Annotated in this window: 15 protein-coding genes; 9 read left to right on the plus strand and 6 right to left on the minus strand. The window is 65.3% G+C overall.

From position 1 onward, the window contains the following. Nucleotide 1 precedes the first annotated feature (1 nt). Both G7016_RS12360 and G7016_RS12365 read left to right on the plus strand, forming a co-directional pair. Entirely contained in the window at nt 2-985 is a 984-nt protein-coding gene (locus tag G7016_RS12360) for an ABC transporter ATP-binding protein (protein ID WP_181114506.1), read from the plus strand. Further along, nucleotides 982-1,944: an ABC transporter ATP-binding protein gene (locus tag G7016_RS12365; RefSeq protein ID WP_181114508.1), complete on the plus strand. Its 963-nt coding sequence runs from the start codon at nt 982-984 to the stop codon at nt 1,942-1,944. Before G7016_RS12360 ends, G7016_RS12365 begins: the two co-directional genes overlap by 4 nt. 28 nt (nt 1,945-1,972) lie before the next feature. Here the strand turns inward: G7016_RS12365 and G7016_RS12370 are convergent, their stop codons facing one another. After that, a complete protein-coding gene (locus G7016_RS12370) occupies nt 1,973-2,926 on the minus strand; it encodes a GlxA family transcriptional regulator (RefSeq protein ID WP_219854643.1) in 954 nt (317 codons plus the stop codon). Nucleotides 2,927-3,040: 114 nt separating this feature from the next. Here G7016_RS12370 and G7016_RS12375 point away from each other — a divergent pair, with 114 nt between their 5' ends. The 3 genes from G7016_RS12375 to G7016_RS12385 all read left to right on the plus strand — a co-directional run bounded on the left by G7016_RS12375 (nt 3,041) and on the right by G7016_RS12385 (nt 5,923). Beyond that, entirely contained in the window at nt 3,041-3,682 is a 642-nt protein-coding gene (locus G7016_RS12375) for an HD domain-containing protein (RefSeq protein WP_181114510.1), read from the plus strand. 154 nt (nt 3,683-3,836) lie between these two features. Further along, entirely contained in the window at nt 3,837-4,874 is a 1,038-nt protein-coding gene (locus G7016_RS12380; protein ID WP_181114512.1) for a carbon-nitrogen hydrolase family protein, read from the plus strand. Next, nucleotides 4,871-5,923, plus strand: a complete 1,053-nt coding sequence (locus G7016_RS12385; protein ID WP_181114597.1) for an AraC family transcriptional regulator — start codon at nt 4,871-4,873, stop codon at nt 5,921-5,923. The genes G7016_RS12380 and G7016_RS12385 overlap by 4 nt, the downstream gene beginning before the upstream one ends. Here the strand turns inward: G7016_RS12385 and G7016_RS12390 are convergent. Then, entirely contained in the window at nt 5,917-6,702 is a 786-nt protein-coding gene (locus tag G7016_RS12390) for a DUF2242 domain-containing protein (protein WP_181114514.1), read from the minus strand. The two genes, G7016_RS12385 and G7016_RS12390, sit on opposite strands and share 7 nt — an antisense overlap. Nucleotides 6,703-6,936: 234 nt before the next feature. On the opposite strand from G7016_RS12390, the gene gcvA reads away from it, so the two are divergent. Beyond that, the gene (gene gcvA / locus G7016_RS12395; protein WP_181114517.1) at nt 6,937-7,824 is read left to right on the plus strand and encodes a transcriptional regulator GcvA; all 888 of its coding nucleotides are present in this window, start codon (nt 6,937-6,939) and stop codon (nt 7,822-7,824) included. 1 nt (nt 7,825) lies between these two features. Here the strand turns inward: gcvA and G7016_RS12400 are convergent, their stop codons facing one another. After that, entirely contained in the window at nt 7,826-8,749 is a 924-nt protein-coding gene (locus G7016_RS12400) for a helix-turn-helix domain-containing protein (RefSeq protein ID WP_308812160.1), read from the minus strand. Nucleotides 8,750-8,884: 135 nt separating this feature from the next. On the opposite strand from G7016_RS12400, the gene pobA reads away from it, so the two are divergent. Beyond that, nucleotides 8,885-10,111: a 4-hydroxybenzoate 3-monooxygenase gene (gene pobA / locus G7016_RS12405; RefSeq protein ID WP_181114519.1), complete on the plus strand. Its 1,227-nt coding sequence runs from the start codon at nt 8,885-8,887 to the stop codon at nt 10,109-10,111. Between the two features lie 78 nt (nt 10,112-10,189). Further along, nucleotides 10,190-10,732, plus strand: coding sequence for a cytochrome b (locus tag G7016_RS12410; protein ID WP_181114521.1), 543 nt, complete (start codon nt 10,190-10,192; stop codon nt 10,730-10,732). A gap of 20 nt (nt 10,733-10,752) precedes the next feature. Here G7016_RS12410 and G7016_RS12415 read toward each other — a convergent pair whose 3' ends face one another. Then, complete coding sequence (locus G7016_RS12415) at nt 10,753-11,670, minus strand: SDR family oxidoreductase (RefSeq protein WP_181114601.1); 918 nt, start codon at nt 11,668-11,670, stop codon at nt 10,753-10,755. Nucleotides 11,671-12,023: 353 nt separating this feature from the next. Here G7016_RS12415 and G7016_RS12420 point away from each other — a divergent pair, with 353 nt between their 5' ends. Beyond that, the gene (locus G7016_RS12420; RefSeq protein ID WP_181114523.1) at nt 12,024-13,079 is read left to right on the plus strand and encodes a permease; all 1,056 of its coding nucleotides are present in this window, start codon (nt 12,024-12,026) and stop codon (nt 13,077-13,079) included. Between the two features lie 16 nt (nt 13,080-13,095). Here G7016_RS12420 and mnmH read toward each other — a convergent pair whose 3' ends face one another. Continuing rightward, nucleotides 13,096-14,190, minus strand: a complete 1,095-nt coding sequence (mnmH, locus tag G7016_RS12425) for a tRNA 2-selenouridine(34) synthase MnmH (RefSeq protein ID WP_181114525.1) — start codon at nt 14,188-14,190, stop codon at nt 13,096-13,098. Beyond that, on the minus strand, nt 14,190-15,224 hold the full coding sequence (gene selD, locus G7016_RS12430; protein WP_181114527.1) for a selenide, water dikinase SelD: 1,035 nt from the start codon (nt 15,222-15,224) through the stop codon (nt 14,190-14,192). The genes mnmH and selD overlap by 1 nt, the downstream gene beginning before the upstream one ends. Between the last annotated feature and the right edge of the window lie 59 nt (nt 15,225-15,283).

Below are 15,283 nucleotides of genomic sequence, written 5' to 3' on the forward strand. Positions count from 1 at the left end.
GATGGGCCAGGCCGTATTGACCATTGAAAACCTGGACCTGGAATTTCCCGGCTTCCGCACCACTGCCAAAGCCCTCAACGGGGTAACCCTGTGCGTGCAGCCCGGGGAAATCGTGGGCGTGGTGGGTGAGTCGGGCTCCGGCAAATCCGTGACGGCGATGGTCTCCATGGGGCTTCTACCCGAGGGCAGCTACCGGGTCACCCGGGGCTCGGTGCAGTTGCTGGGGCACGATGTGCTGGGCCAGAGTGAACGCCAGCTGGGCGAGGTGCGCGGGCGCGAAGCGGCGATGATCTTCCAGGAACCGATGACGGCCCTGAACCCCACCCGACGCATCGGCCAGCAACTGCTGGACGTGATCCGCCGGCACCAGCCACTGGGCAAGCAGCAGGCAAGGGCCAAGGCCGTGGAGCTGTTGCGCGACATGCACATCGCCGACCCCGAACAGGTGCTGGACCGTTATCCCTTCGAACTCTCCGGTGGCATGCGCCAGCGCATCATGATCGCCCTGGCGTTTTCCTGTGACCCCAAACTGCTGATCGCCGACGAGCCCACCACCGCGCTGGACGTCACTGTGCAACGGCAGGTGCTTCTGCTGCTGCGTGAAAAAGCCCGCCAGCGTGGCACGGCAATCCTGCTGATTACCCATGACATGGCGCTGGTGTCGCAGTTCTGCGACCGCCTGTATGTGATGTATACCGGCGCCATCGTCGAAGAGGGGCCTACCGGCCGAGTGCTGGCCAGCCCGGGACACCCTTACACCCAGGGCCTGCTGGCCAGCCTGCCGGAGCGAGCGGTACCCGGGCAAGACTTGGACACCATCCGCGGCCAGGTGCCCAACCTGGCGCACCTGCCCACCGGCTGTACCTTCAAGGACCGCTGCGCGTACCGCATGCCCCGTTGCGAGCAACGCCCGGCGTTGATGCCCGCTGATTCCCCCGCTCACTTCAGCGCCTGCTGGCTGCAGGCGCAGGAGCCCCAGCCATGAATGCTTTGACAAACCCCAAGCCTGCGCTGCTGGCGCTGCACGACGTGCATGTGCGCTACGCCATCGGGCGAGACTGGCTAGGCCGTTCGAAAGGCTACGCCCACGCCCTCAACGGCATCGACCTGGAGGTGCGCGCGGGTGAAACCCTGGGCATTGTCGGGGAGTCCGGTTGCGGTAAGAGCACCCTGGCCCAATTGCTGATGGGCTTGCTGCAGCCGGGCAGCGGCACCCTGCGCTACGTTTGGAACAACCAGGACGAGCGTCGGCACCGCACGCAGATCGTGTTCCAGGACCCGCAATCGTCCCTCGACCCGCGATTGCCGGTATGGCGGATCATTACCGAACCATTGACGGTGAGGCAGCGCCCAGGGGCCGCGCGGCTGAGGGCCATCGCCGAACAACTGGCCGAACAGGTGGGCCTGCGCCCGGAATCCCTGGACCGCTACCCTCACCAGTTCTCCGGCGGCCAGCGCCAACGCATTGCGATTGCCCGGGCCTTGTCTTCCAACCCTGACGTCATCGTGCTGGACGAGCCCACTTCGGCGCTGGACATTTCCGTCCAGGCGCAAATCCTCAACCTGTTGGCCGGGCTGCAACGCGAGCGCGGCCTGACCTTTATCCTGATCTCCCACAACGTCTCGGTGGTGCGCCACCTGGCCGACCGGGTGGCGGTGATGTACCTGGGGCAGATCGTGGAGGTGGGCGACGCGGCCACGGTGCTGGATACGCCGCAGCACCCCTACACGCAGCTGCTGCTCGATGCGGTGCCTCGCCTGGGCAAGCCTCTGGAGGGCGACGCTGCTTCTCAACGCACCGAACTGCCAGGCAACCGGCATTTGCCGACGGGGTGTTTCTTCCTGGACCGCTGCGCCCATGCCCACCCGGGCTGCGAAAAACCTCAGCCGTTGCGCGAGGGCAAGGGGGTTGAGGTGCGGTGTTGCCTGCTGGCGGATAACTGACCGGGCGAGGCGAAACGGGCCCTGCCGCCTATGCCGTTGTATGGCCACGCCGGTACTGCGAGGGGGTCACGCCCAGGTGTTTCACGAAGGTGCGGCGCAGGGTATCCGCATTGGCGAACCCGCAGCGGGCGGCGACCGTCTTTGGCGCGGCGCTGCCCTCTTCCAGCAGTGCCCGGGCCGCCTCGATGCGTACTGCCTCTACCCAGGCGGCAGGGGTAATACCCACCTCGGCATGAAACAGCCGGGCGAAATGCCGAGCGCTCATGCCCGCGCGCTCGGCGAGCGCCGCAACGCCGAGATTAGCCTGGGGGTTGGCCGCCGCCCATCGCTGGATTTCCTGCAGCACGCTACGGCCCGCCAACTGCGCTTCGCCCTTGCGGCTGAATTGAAGCTGGCCACCCGGGCGCTTGAAATACATCACCAGCTGCGCCGCTACCCTGGCCGCCACTTCACGGCCCAGGTCTTCCTGCACCAGCGCAAGCGCCAGGTCCAGCCCTGCAGTCACGCCTGCCGACGTGCGAAGCTTGCCGTCGCATACGTAGAGCGCATCGGCTTCCACTACCACTTCGGGATAGCGCTGGGCCAAGGCGTCGGCGACGGCCCAGTGAGTGGTAACCCGCGCCCCGTCGAGCAGCCCGGCCTGGGCCAATGGGAACGCGCCGGTGCATACCGAGCCAAAGCGCCGCGAGGCGCCGGCCAGCTGCCGCAAACCGTCGAGCAGGGAAGGCTTGAGGCGCAGTTGCGGGGCCCCCGGTGCGCCCGCTACCAGCACGGTGTCGAACGTGCCCGTGGCGCCGCCCAGCACGCCGTCGGTAAGCAACCGCGCCCCCGAGCTGCTGCGAACAGGCCCGGCGCCGCAGCCCAGCACGTGCAATTCATAGAAAGCCCGGCCTGATTCGACGTTGGCTTGAGCGAACACATCAAGGGGCCCGGAAACATCCAGCAGCTGGACATCAGGCAAGGCGATCAGTGCAACTCTCAAGGCAGCTCCCCAAGGCAGGTTATGAACGCAAATGGCAGGATCTGGCTGTTAGCGCCGATAGCGGACATTGCCATGGTACCTGAAAATGGAATGCACACCCCCTCGGAGAGCACCATGAGCACTGAATCGAACATCGCCCGCGTACCGGACAGCGCCATCGCCCGCGCAATCACCGAACAGGTGCGCGATACCGCCTCGCCCCTGCTCTTCCATCATTCGAGCCGCGTGTACCACTTTGCAGCCATGGCTGGGGCCAAGCGCGGGCTGGCATTCGACCCTGAGCTCTTGTATTGCGCCTGCATGTTCCATGACCTGGGCCTTACCCACCAACACTCGAGCGCGTGTTACCGGTTCGAAGTGGACAGCGCCAATGCAGCCACCACGTTTTTGACGGCGCATGGGGTGAGCCAGCAGGACATCGACACGGTGTGGGCGGCGATTGCGCTGCATACCACTCCAGGCATTCCGGAACATATGCATCCGGTAATCGCCCTGGTGACCGCCGGCGTTGAAATGGACGTACTGGGCATGGCCTACGATCAATACAGCGAGGCCGAGCGGGAGGCGGTGGTACAGGCCCATCCGCGTGGCCCCCGGTTCAAGGAAGAGATTATCCAGGCCTTTTATGAAGGCATCCGGCACAAACCGCACACCACCTTCGGCAACGTGAAGGCTGACGTGATCGCGGACAAGGAACCGGGCTTCGCACCGGGTAATTTCTGCCAGGTGATCAGGGCCTCGCGCTGGCCCGCCTGAGGCACTTGCCTATCAAGCATGAGGCGCGCGAGCGGCCCGGGTTGGTAGGGCCCTTCTTGCGCCCGCCCGGAACCCCTGCGCTTAAACCGGTTCGTCGCTATCGCGTTCGCTAAGGTAACATTGCCCTTTCAATGACCTGTATAACGTCGATCTCGTGCGCAAACTCGCTCTACTTTTCTGCTCCGCCGCGCTCGCCGCAGGCGTCGCCACCTATGCCTGGTGGGCATCACAAAGGCCCGTGGCGCATTACCTGTCGGACCTGCGCATCGAAGTGCTGCTGGATCAAGGCAGCCCCGGTGCGGCGGGCAACCTGCTGGGGCTGCAACCGCGCATGGCCCCGGCGGATTATCAGGACGCACGCCGCCTGCAGCTCAAATTCGAAGCCTACCTGCGCCAGGCCCGCGCCCAAGGCCTGCTGGGCCCGCGTACGATCGTGGTACTGCCGGAGCACATCGGTACCTGGCTATGGCTCAGTGGCGAGAAGGATGAGGTGTACCAGGCCGACGAGCTCAAAGGCGCCAGTGGCTGGTTCACCTTGAGTAACCCGTTGCCCTTCCTCCAGGCCTGGCTGGGCGGCCATGGCCGGCACCGTTTCAGCGAAGCCCAGTTGCGAATGAAAGCGCCACGCATGGCCGAGGACTACCAGCGGGTGTTCGGTGGGCTGGCCCGGCAGTTCGGCATTACCTTGGTGGCCGGTTCCATTGTGCTGCCAGAGCCGAGCGTGCGCGATGGCAAGCTGGTGATCGGTGATGGCCCCCTTTACAACGCAAGCGTAGTGTTTGGCAGCGACGGCCAGCCGCTGGCGCCGCCGCTGAGGCAACACCGCGTGCACTTCCGTCGCTTTATCACCGCCGGTGACGCGCCGGCCGTGCAGGTTGTGCAAACGCCTGCCGGCCCGGTGGCCGTAGCGCTGGGTGAAGATGCCGCCGCGCCGGAAACACAGGCACTGGTACAGGCCACAGGGGCCAGGGCCCTGGCGGTCCCGGCGTTCAGCGCTCATGCCGTGGACGAAGGGCCTGCCCCGCCCCCCGCAACGCTTGATGGCATAGCGCCCGCCGGCATGGTGGTTTACCTGCACGGGCGGTTCTGGAGCCACGTGGGCACCGGCGAGGGCTACAGCTGGCAGGCGGGGCATCGTGGCCGGCCGCATGCGCACGGCGAGGCTGCCGGGATGTTCAACCTGTGGCTATGAAGGCCGGGCACCTGCGCCTGGGCGAGGTGTCGGTAGGCTTCCTGCAGGCGATGGCCGCGGCGGTACGCGAGCAGGGCCACGATCCTGCCTCGTTGCTGGAACAGTACGGCTTTGACCCGGCACGCCTGGCACAGCCCAACGCTACCCTGTCGATCGCCCGCTACATGCGGTTGGGGCACGCCGCCATTCAGCTCACGGGCAACCCGGCCCTGGGCCTGGCAATGGGCGGCGCGGCGCACCCAGCCCAGGCCGGGCTGGCCGGGGTAACTGCAGCCCAGGCGCCGAACGTTCGAGAGGCCGCCCGCGCGCTGATCCGCTTCGAGCCGTTGTACGGCAATAATTACCGCGGGCAGTCGAGTTTCGAGGAAGACGCCCGGGGCGCCTGGCTGAATTTCTACTCCATCAGCCCTTATAACGACTTCAACCGCTTTGTGGTGGATTCACTGCTCAGCGGCTGGCTGCGTCAACTGTCCACGGTTGCCGGGCAGCCGATACGCGCGCAGCAGTTGCAAATCGAGTTCGAGGCGCCGGCCTACGCGGCCGCATATGAAGGGCTCAGCGAAATGCCTCCCCAATTTGCCGCCGGCGTTAACCGCCTGCGGCTGAGCCAGCCTGTGTTGTCGCTGCGCAACCCACAGCACTGCCCCAGCACCTGGCATCAATTGCTCGGGTTGTGTGAAGAAGCCCTGGCCCGGCAAACCCGCACTCGAAGCCTCACCGAACAGATCGCCGGGCTATTGGGGCCGCTGCTTGAAGGGCGCCGCGAGCCGGACCTCGAGCAGGTGGCCGCGCGGCTGAAGTTGCCGCCCTGGACACTGCGGCGCAAGCTGGCCGAGGAAAACACAGGTTTCCGGGAAATCCTCAACCAGACCCGCCGTGACTTGGCACTGGCGTATATCCGCGACACCGAGCTGAGCCTGGGCGAGATCACCTGGCTGTTGGGATTTACTTCGGCAGAGGCCTTTCAGCGTGCATTCAAGCGCTGGGCCGGGCAACCGCCGGGTGCCTATCGGCGCGCCTGCAGGCAGGCCCGGCAAGCCGATCACTGAACCGGCGCGGGCTCGCTGGTTTCAGGCACGATCGGGGCTTGCTCGGCAGGCGGCGCCACGGGTTCAGAGCTTTGCGGGGCCGCAGGCGGAATGGCGGCCGGCTGGGGTTCGGCAGGCACCGTGGGCTGGGCGTCAGCAGCGGGTTGCGGTGCGGCGGCAGGTTCGGGCGCCGGTGCCGATGGTTCCGGAATGCCCAGCTCGCCCTTGGGCTTGTCCGGTATGTGCGCGGCGTCACGCGCGGCTTTGGGCAGGAAACTCTCCACCAGCGCGAAATAGCGCTCGTAAAACTGAGTGGCTGCCACGGTTTCGCTGGCAACCTTCACCATCGAGTCATCGGTAGAGCCGATCGGCATGGACACCGACCCCAGCACCCCCACGCCCAGGCTGGCCGAATTGTTCACCTTCTTGAGCGCGTAACGGTCCTGCAAAGCGTTGGCGAACATGGTGGAGCTGCGATCGCTGTCGCTGTCAGGCGCGCACACCACGTTGAAGGAAATTTCCAGGTGGGTGTCACCGTTCTGCTGGAAGCTTTTGTGCCCGCTGACCAGCTTGGGGTCGCTGCTGGTGATGATGTAGCCCTGGCTGAGCAACGCGCGCCGGGCGGCCTCGCACGAAGCCGTGTCACTCACCGGGTAGCTGCGCGAGAACGTGCCCGAGTCGTCGAAGTGCTCATGCTCGTAGATGGCGGGCTTTTGCGAGGAGCAGCCCGCGGCGCCGGCCACGATCAAGGCCAGCACAACCCCTTTTCCCGGGATAGCGACGGCGATGGATTTGAACATGTACATAAACCTGCTAGCGATCGGCGGGCCGGCATTGTGCACCACAACGCCGCGCCCTGCCCTGTGAAATCAGTGTCAGAAAGCGCGGACTTTACTACGCCCACGCCTGTTGGCCAAACCGTGAAGCGGTCCAGGCGGCGTGGCGACAGCGTTTGCGTTCCCGTATATTGCGCGCTTCGTACCACCCAGGGCGCCTGTACAAGGTGCCAGGCAGTTGCCCAAAAGGACCCGGCCATGTCCCGCCGCCTCATGCCCTCGATGACCGCGCTACAGTGCTTTGAAGCCGCAGCCCGCCACCTGAGTTTCACCCGCGCCGCGCAGGAACTGCACCTCACCCAAAGCGCCGTGAGCAAGCAGGTGGCCCAGCTCGAGGACATGTTGCGCCATCACCTGTTCCAGCGTGTGCGTCGCCGGCTGCAGCTCACCCCCGCCGGCTCGCTGTACCTGGCCGAAGTGAACAAGATCCTCACCCAGATCGACATGTCCAGCCGTTACATCCTCTCCTACGGGGCGGAAACCGAGGTGCTGCGGGTCGCTACCCAGCCCACGTTCGGCGCCCGCTGGCTGATCCCCAGCCTGAAAGGCTTCGGCAAACGCTACCCGCAGATCCACCTGGAAATCAGCAACGCCCTGGAGCCCTTCGACCTGTCCCAGTCCCGGGCCGATATCGCGTTTTTCTTCGGGCAAGGCACTTGGCCCGGTGCTACCTGCCTGCCGCTGTTTGGCGAGGAAGTGATCCCGGTGTGCGCGCCCGACCTGATGGCCGAGCATGCGCTGAGCGAGCCTTCGGACCTCACCTCCGTTGTGCTGCTGCAATGCACATCTCGCCCCGAGGCCTGGCATGAGTGGTTCCTGGCCCAACAGCTGCACTCGCCTAACAGCTACCACGGCCCGCGCTTCGACACCTTTTACATGTGCATCCACGCCGCGATTGCCGGCTGCGGCGTGGCGTTGATTCCGCGTTACCTGGTGGAGGACGAGCTGGCCAGCGGCAAGTTGGTGGCACCGGTGCCCGCGGCGATGCCCAGCAACGGCTCGCATTTCATTGCCTTCTCCGAGCACGCTGCCGAGGTGCCGAAGGTTCGCTCCTTCGTGGAGTGGATTCTCGACCGGCTGAAGTGATCTACGGGCTCCCGGCGGCTTCATTGTCTCCGCCCGCCGCTTCGCGGCCCAACCCCAGGCCGTCGCGAAAACTGCGCGGTGACTGCCCGCTCAGCCGCCGGAAAAACCGCGCAAAATACGCCGGGTCGGCGAAGCCCAGGCTGTCCGCTATCTGGTTGATGGTCATGCTGGTGTAGGTAAGGTTGCGCTTGGCTTCGAGCAGCATGCGCTGGTGGATGATCTGCAGCGGTGACTGCCCCGCCAGGCGGCGGCACAGGCTGTTGAGCTGCGGCACCGACACGCCCACCCGGTGGGCGAGCCGTTCCACGCTGGGCTGTTCCCGGAAAGTCGCCTCTACTTGCTGCTGATAGCGCGCCAGTACGTTGCTGCCCCGCTCCGGCGCTTGCCCCGCGGCGCGGTGCTGCTGGATCCGCCGCCCCAGCCAGATCAGCGCCACATTGGCCAGTGCGTGCAACATTTGCTCGCGCCCTGGCTGCGGCCCTTCGTATTCACGCTGCAAGGCGCTGAACAGGCTATACAGATAACTACGCTCATTCCCGGCCAACAGCCGCACCGGCGCCTTGAAAAGGTCCTGCCCCATCCCTGCCTGGGCGCGAAGCTGGTCGATCCAGGGGGCGGCCAGGGTCACCACGTAGCCTTCGACATTCTCGCTGAAGCGAAACCCATGCACGGCCAGCGGTGGCAGGAACTGCAAGGTAGGCTGGCGCACCGTCTGGCGCTGACCTTCCACTTCGATTTGGGCCTCGCCTCGGTGCAGGTACAGCAGCTGATAGAGATCCGCATGCCGGTGCGGGCGGATCTCCCAATGGAACACCCGGCTGCGGCTGGAGATGGTTTCGCAGTGCAAAAGGTCGGCGATGGGCCAGTCGAGCCCGGCGCCGTACAGTTTGAAAGTGGGAACGGCGTTCGGCGGGGGCACGCGCACGGGAGGCCTCGAAGGTTCGATAATCGAACGAATTACTCAAAAGTACCGGTTATTTAGCCGTTTTCACCTGTGCGCCACAAACGGAGCAACGAAAAATACAGGCATTCCAAACACAATAACCATAAGAGACGCCCCATGCATACTCCAGTCGCAATCATCGGCGCTGGCCCGTCGGGCCTGCTGCTCGGCCAGCTTCTTCATCGCGCTGGCATTCCCAACGTCATCCTCGAACGGCAAACCCCTGACTACGTACTCAGCCGCATCCGCGCCGGGGTGCTGGAACAAGGCATGGTTGAACTGCTGCGCAGGGCCGGCGTTCACGAACGGATGGACGCCGAGGGGTTGGTGCACGACGGTTTCGAGCTGGCCTTGAGCGGGCGCCGGGTGCATATCGACCTCAAAGGCTTGACCGGCGGCAAGACGGTCATGATCTACGGCCAGACCGAAGTGACCCGCGACCTGATGGCGGCTCGCGAGGCGGCAGGCGCCACAACGGTGTACCAGGCCAGCAACGTTCAGATCCATGACGCCAAGGGCGAGCGCCCATGGCTGACCTACGAGCACAATGGCGAAACCCACCGCCTCGATTGCGACTACATCGCTGGTTGTGACGGTTTCCACGGCGTTGCCCGGCAATCCATCCCCGCCGATGCCATCAAGACCTTCGAGCGCGTGTACCCGTTCGGCTGGCTCGGCATCCTGGCCGATACCCCGCCGGTCAACGAAGAGCTGGTATATGCCACCCATGAGCGCGGCTTTGCCTTGTGCAGCATGCGCTCGCCAACCCGTACCCGTTACTACGTGCAGGTGGATGCCGAGGAAAAGGTCGAGGACTGGTCCGACGAGCGCTTCTGGAACGAGCTCAAGGCCCGCCTGCCGCAAGACCTCGCCAGCAAGCTGGTGACGGGTCCTTCGATTGAAAAGAGCATCGCGCCGCTGCGCAGCTTCGTGGTCGAGCCTATGCAATACGGAAAGCTGTTCCTGGTGGGCGACGCCGCGCACATCGTGCCACCCACCGGCGCCAAGGGGTTGAACCTGGCGGCCAGCGACGTGAGCACCCTGTTCGACATCCTGGTGAAGGTGTACCAGGAAGGCCGTACCGACTTGCTGCAACGCTATTCCGAGATTTGCCTGCGGCGTGTGTGGAAGGCCGAGCGGTTCTCCTGGTGGATGACCTCCATGCTGCACCGTTTCCCCGGCGCCGATGCGTTCAGCGAACGCATCACTGCAACCGAACTGGACTACTTCGTCAGCTCCGAAGCCGGTCGCCAGACCATCGCCGAGAACTACGTGGGCCTGCCCTATGAGTCCGTAGACACTCAGCCCGAGGAGGCGCTGCACGTTACCTCGCAGTGTGCTTAACTAGCGGCGCGGCCATTGGCCATACCTTGAGCGGCAAGGTATGGCACGGGCGCCTTCTTTGGCGACAGCGAGGTCACCATGCACGACGCCCCCCAGCATTACACCGCCACGGCCAAGTGGCTGCATTGGCTCATGGCCGGTATCTGGATAAGTGCCTGGGTGCTGGGGTTCTCAGCCGTGCATTGGCATGCGATCAATGAAGATCACCAGATCACCTTCTGGCACAAGGCGATCGCCAGCACGCTGTTGTTCCTCGTTGTGCTGCGGGTGGCCTGGCGCCTCACTCACCCCGCCCCTGCCCTGCCCGGCAACCTGTCGCCCTTGATGCGCAGGGCTGCCCGCCATGGTCATATGGTGCTGTATGCGGTGGCGCTTCTGGCCCTGCCGATCTCCGGCTGGCTCTGGAGCTCGGTGGTTGGTCGGCCGATCATGGTGCTGGGGTTGTTCCAGCTGCCGCCGCTTACCGGCGAGCACGGCGGTGTCGCCCCCTACGTGAAGCTGTTCCATACCTATGTGGCCTGGGCGTGCGGCGCGCTGGTCGCTGGCCACGGGCTGATTGCCCTCAAGCACCACTTCATCGACCGTGACGGGGTACTCAAGGGCATGCTGCCAGGGCGCTGACAGGCCTGACGTGGCGTTGCTCAGGGCTGGCCCTTGCCGCCCGAGGCACCGAACACCTGGCCAGTAACGTAGCTGGCTTCGGTGGAAGCCAGGGTTACGTATAAAGGCGCAATTTCGGCCGGCTGGCCCGGGCGCTTGAGCGGGGTGTCGCCGCCAAAGCCCTTGAGGTTTTCCATGGTTTGCCCGCCGCTCACTTGCAATGGGGTCCAGAATGGCCCTGGAGCTACCGCGTTCACCCGGATGCCTTTGCTGATCAACTGCTTGGCCAGGCCTTTGGTGAAGTTGGCGATGCCGGCCTTGGTCATCGCGTAGTCCAGCAGGTTGGCCGACGGATCGAAGGCATTGACCGAGGCGGTGGTGATAATGGCGCTGCCTTCAGGCAGGTGCGGTATGGCCGCCTTGGTCAGCCAGAACATCGCATAGAGGTTGGTTTTCACCACCCAGTCGAAGTCCTCGTCGCTGATGTCCAGGATCGACTCCTGCGTGTGTTGCCGCGCGGCGTTGCTCACCAGTATGTCCAGCCCGCCCAAGCCTTTGATGGCCTGGTCCACCAGGCTGCGGCAGAACGCGGCGTCTCGCAGGTCTCCTGGAATGGCCACCGCTTTGCGGCCCGCCTCCCGCACCAGTTTGATCACTTCCTGTGCGTCTTCCTCCTCGGCGGGCAGGTAGTTGATCGCTACGTCTGCACCTTCACGCGCAAAGGCGATCGCCACCGCCCGCCCCAGCCCTGAATCGCCCCCGGTAATCAGCGCCTTTCGGCCCAGCAGGCGGTTGCTGCCGCGATAGCTGGTTTCGCCGTGGTCCGGGCGCGGGTCCATCTTGCCGGCAAGGCCTGGCCAAGGCTGCGATTGCTGCTTGAACGGTGGCTTGGGATAAGCGTTCTGCGGGTTGCTCAATGGGGCCGGGGCGCCGCTGCCGGTGGTAGCCGCTTCGCTCATGACCGGCACCGCCAATCCTGCGGCGGCGGCAGTCAGCGCGGCGCCTTGCAGTAACCGCCGGCGGGAAGGTGCGAACGGCGGCTGCCCGGGGCTGCCATGAGTGTCGGTGCCGTTTTCGGGGGCGTCGGAAGTGTCAGTCATACGATTCGCCTCTGGTAGTGAGTGTAATGTGCAGACGTACACCCCTCGGCGAGGGTTCCGCCGTCTTGACCAAACGCCCGCCCCAGACGGCCCCGCTGAAAGGCTGCCGCTCCATGGCGCGGTCTACCGGTCGGCGCGGCGCGCCCACAGGTGCTGTCCCTGAGCACCGCCGAGCCAGTATCATGCGGCAGTTTTTCATTCGGACCTTTGCCATGCACAGCCTGCCTTCGCCCTCCCAGCCCCGCGGCTGGTCTTTCTGGTGGAAACCTCTGCTTTTCGTTCTGGTCGCTGTGTTGGGCCTGTACTACGTGAAGTGGTCGCCGTATTACCTGAAGTCCTTCGTGGCAGCGCAGAACCACAGCATTGGCACATCGATCATCGACGACCATCAGGTTGCGCCGTTGGCCGCCGCGCTGGCGTACGCCCAAGTGTACTTCCTGGCGATCTGGAAAGCCGCGGTGCTGGCGGTGATCCTCGGCTCGCTGCTGCAGGTGCTCATTCCCCGGGACTGGCTGCTGCGCGCGTTCGGCAAGGCGGGGTTCGGTTCCACGCTGCGCGGTGGGTTGTTCGCATTGCCGGGGATGATGTGCAGCTGCTGCGCCGCGCCAGTGGCCGCCGGGCTGCGCAAGCAGCAGGTATCGGTAGGCGCGGCGCTGGCCTTCTGGATTGCCAACCCGGTGCTGAACCCGGCCACACTGGTGTTCATGGGCTTCGTGCTGGGCTGGGGCTTTGCCGCGCTGCGCCTGGTGGGTGGCGTGGTGCTGGTGCTGGGCGTGGCGCTGATTGCCCAACGCCTGTCCAGCCCGAATACGTTGCCCGAGCCTGCGGTGGATGCCGTGCAGGCGGCTTCGGCCGAGCCGGAAGGTAGCCTGCTGCGCCGTTGGGCAGTCAGCCTGTGGCAATTGTTCTGGAGCACCATCCCGGTGTATGTGCTGGCCGTGCTGGTATTGGGCGCGGCGCGGGTATGGCTGTTCCCTCACGTGGAAGGCGGCTTCGGCGAAGGCCTGGGCTGGCTGGTACCCATGGCCATCGTGGGCACGCTGTTCGTGATCCCCACGGCTGCGGAAATCCCGATCGTACAAACGCTGATGGCCCTGGGCCTGGGCACCGCACCGGCGGTGGCACTGCTGATGACGCTGCCCAGCGTGAGCCTGCCGTCGCTGCTGATGTTGCGCAAATCCTTCGATGCCCGCGTGCTGTGGACCGTCGGCGGGCTGGTAATGGTGTTTGGCGCGGTATGGGGGCTGGTGGCGCTGGCGGTGTTGTAACCCTGGGTTCCCAGGCCTACCGCCGGGCGCGAAGGTACTCGATCACCGCTTCGCGTTCCCCGGCGAACTCGATCCGGTCCCCCTGGGCATCGCGCTGGTAGGCGTACATGGGGTCGTAGTACTCGTTGAGTAACCCTTCGATCCAGCCACGGTGGCCAGTCACCTCGCCATCGTTGCCCTGCTCAGCCAACGCGGCGTCCATGATGGCAGCCAGGCGCTGATAGCGCTCACCGCCAAGGCGCTTGGCGATCCCGGCCAGGCTTTGCCGGAGCCTGTCGGCGAAGGCGAGCAAGCCCGCTTCCTCGCCGTGCAGGGCCACGAACTCGGCGCACAGGTCCACCACGTAGTCGCGAAGGATGCGCGAGACACGGGATTCAAGACTGTCCTCCAGCCATACCAGCGGGCTGTGCTGCATACGCCGGAACAGCGACAGCGGCAAGGCGCAGCTGCCGATCATCCGGCTTTCGTCCTCTACCACGAAAGCCTGCTGCCCGCGGGCCCGGCGCTTGAGGATGTCCACGGCCAAGGCATTTTCGAAGGCGATCGGTGCCGGCTGCGGCGTGGCGCGCTTGCCGAAACCGGAACCGCGATGGTTGGCCAGCGCTTCAAGGTCCACGGCGTTGTTCAGCTGGGCCAGCACTTCGGTCTTGCCGATGCCGGTCATGCCGCCCAGGCACACGAAGTCGCAGGTGGCCACGGCCTCTTCGGTCTGGTCGATGAGGAAGGTGCGCAGCGCCTTGTAGCCGCCCAACACCCGTGGATACTCGATGCCGGCTTCGGCCTTGATCCATTGCTGGGTGATCTGCGAGCGCAAGCCCCCGCGGAAGCAATACAGGTAGCCCTCGGGATGCTCCCGGGCAAAGCGCGCCCAGGCCTCGATGCGCGCCTGCTTGAGTTCGCCGGCTACCAGCGTGTGGCCCAATTCGATGGCCGCCTGCTGCCCGTGCTGCTTGTAGGCAGTACCCACCCGCTCGCGCTCGCGGTCGTTCATCAGCGGCAGGTTCACCACGCCTGGGAACGCACCCTTGTTGAATTCGACCGGCGCGCGCACGTCCATCATCGGCACGCCTTCCAGGAACAAGCGCTGGAAGTCGGCGGTGTTCTCGGCCATCAGAGCACCTCGACCGCGTGGGCGGCGCGGTCGACCATCACGCCAATCGGTTGCAGCGCCAGCCCCAGCTCTGCGGCACAGGCAAGAAACGCGGCGTCCGCCCCCGGGGCCACGGCCACCAGCAGCCCCCCGCTGGTTTGCGGGTCGCACAGCAGCAGGCGGGTGTCTTCGCTCATGGGGCTTACCCCCTCGCCATAACTGTCAAAATTGCGCAGCGTGCCGCCGGGCGCACAGCCTTGGGCCAGGTAGTGTTCGACGCCTGGCAGGCGAGGCACCGCCTGGGCATCGAGCCGGGCAGTAAGGCCAGCGCCGTCGGCCATTTCCAGCAGATGGCCCAGCAGGCCGAAACCGGTGACGTCAGTCATGGCCTGTACGCCGGGCAGCCGGGCGAATCGGCTGCCGGCACTGTTGAGGGTGCACATCCAGTCTCGCGCCAGGCCGATGTCCTGCTCGCGCAGCAGGCCTTTCTTTTCCGCGGTAGTGAGGATGCCGATGCCCAGAGGCTTGGTCAGGTACAGCTGGCAGCCCAGGGTCGCAGTGTCATTGCGCTTGAGGTGTGCCTTTTCGACCAGCCCGGTGACTGCAAGGCCGAAGATCGGCTCGGACGCGTCGATCGAATGCCCCCCTGCCAGGGTGATACCCGCGGCGTCGCACACTGCGCGGCCACCGCGAATCACCTCCCGGGCGATTTCCGGGGCCAGCACGTTGACCGGCCAGCCGAGAATGGCGATCGCCATCAAGGGTGTGCCGCCCATGGCGTAGATATCGCTGATGGCATTGGTGGCAGCGATCCGCCCGAAGTCGAATGGGTCGTCTACGATGGGCATGAAGAAATCAGTGGTGGACACCACGCCGCGTTCGGCATCGATGCCGTAAACGGCAGCATCGTCACGAGAGGCGTTGCCCACCCACAGCGCCGGGTCGAGGTTCTGCGCGCCACTGCCCGCCAGGATCACTTCCAGCACCTTTGGCGAGATCTTGCAGCCACAACCAGCGCCATGGCTGTACTGGGTCAAGCGAACGGGTTCGGTCATGTCGGGCCTCTCGATATCCGGGTGGCGAAGTTTACCATCATGCGCCGGGCCTGTTGACG

This window comes from Pseudomonas japonica (assembly GCF_013522925.1).
Taxonomy (GTDB): domain Bacteria; phylum Pseudomonadota; class Gammaproteobacteria; order Pseudomonadales; family Pseudomonadaceae; genus Aquipseudomonas; species Aquipseudomonas japonica_A.

Excerpts from the sequence above, each read along its gene's own strand:
- G7016_RS12360 (WP_181114506.1), top strand. The coding sequence starts at position 2 with ATGGGCCAGGCCGTATTGACCATTGAAAACCTGGACCTGGAATTTCCC.
- G7016_RS12365 (WP_181114508.1), top strand. The coding sequence starts at position 982 with ATGAATGCTTTGACAAACCCCAAGCCTGCGCTGCTGGCGCTGCACGAC.
- G7016_RS12375 (WP_181114510.1), top strand. The coding sequence starts at position 3,041 with ATGAGCACTGAATCGAACATCGCCCGCGTACCGGACAGCGCCATCGCC.
- G7016_RS12385 (WP_181114597.1), top strand. The coding sequence starts at position 4,871 with ATGAAGGCCGGGCACCTGCGCCTGGGCGAGGTGTCGGTAGGCTTCCTG.
- G7016_RS12390 (WP_181114514.1), bottom strand. The coding sequence starts at position 6,702 with ATGTTCAAATCCATCGCCGTCGCTATCCCGGGAAAAGGGGTTGTGCTG.
- gcvA (WP_181114517.1), top strand. The coding sequence starts at position 6,937 with ATGTCCCGCCGCCTCATGCCCTCGATGACCGCGCTACAGTGCTTTGAA.
- pobA (WP_181114519.1), top strand. The coding sequence starts at position 8,885 with ATGCATACTCCAGTCGCAATCATCGGCGCTGGCCCGTCGGGCCTGCTG.
- G7016_RS12410 (WP_181114521.1), top strand. The coding sequence starts at position 10,190 with ATGCACGACGCCCCCCAGCATTACACCGCCACGGCCAAGTGGCTGCAT.
- G7016_RS12415 (WP_181114601.1), bottom strand. The coding sequence starts at position 11,670 with ATGAGCGAAGCGGCTACCACCGGCAGCGGCGCCCCGGCCCCATTGAGC.
- G7016_RS12420 (WP_181114523.1), top strand. The coding sequence starts at position 12,024 with ATGCACAGCCTGCCTTCGCCCTCCCAGCCCCGCGGCTGGTCTTTCTGG.
- mnmH (WP_181114525.1), bottom strand. The coding sequence starts at position 14,190 with ATGGCCGAGAACACCGCCGACTTCCAGCGCTTGTTCCTGGAAGGCGTG.
- selD (WP_181114527.1), bottom strand. The coding sequence starts at position 15,224 with ATGACCGAACCCGTTCGCTTGACCCAGTACAGCCATGGCGCTGGTTGT.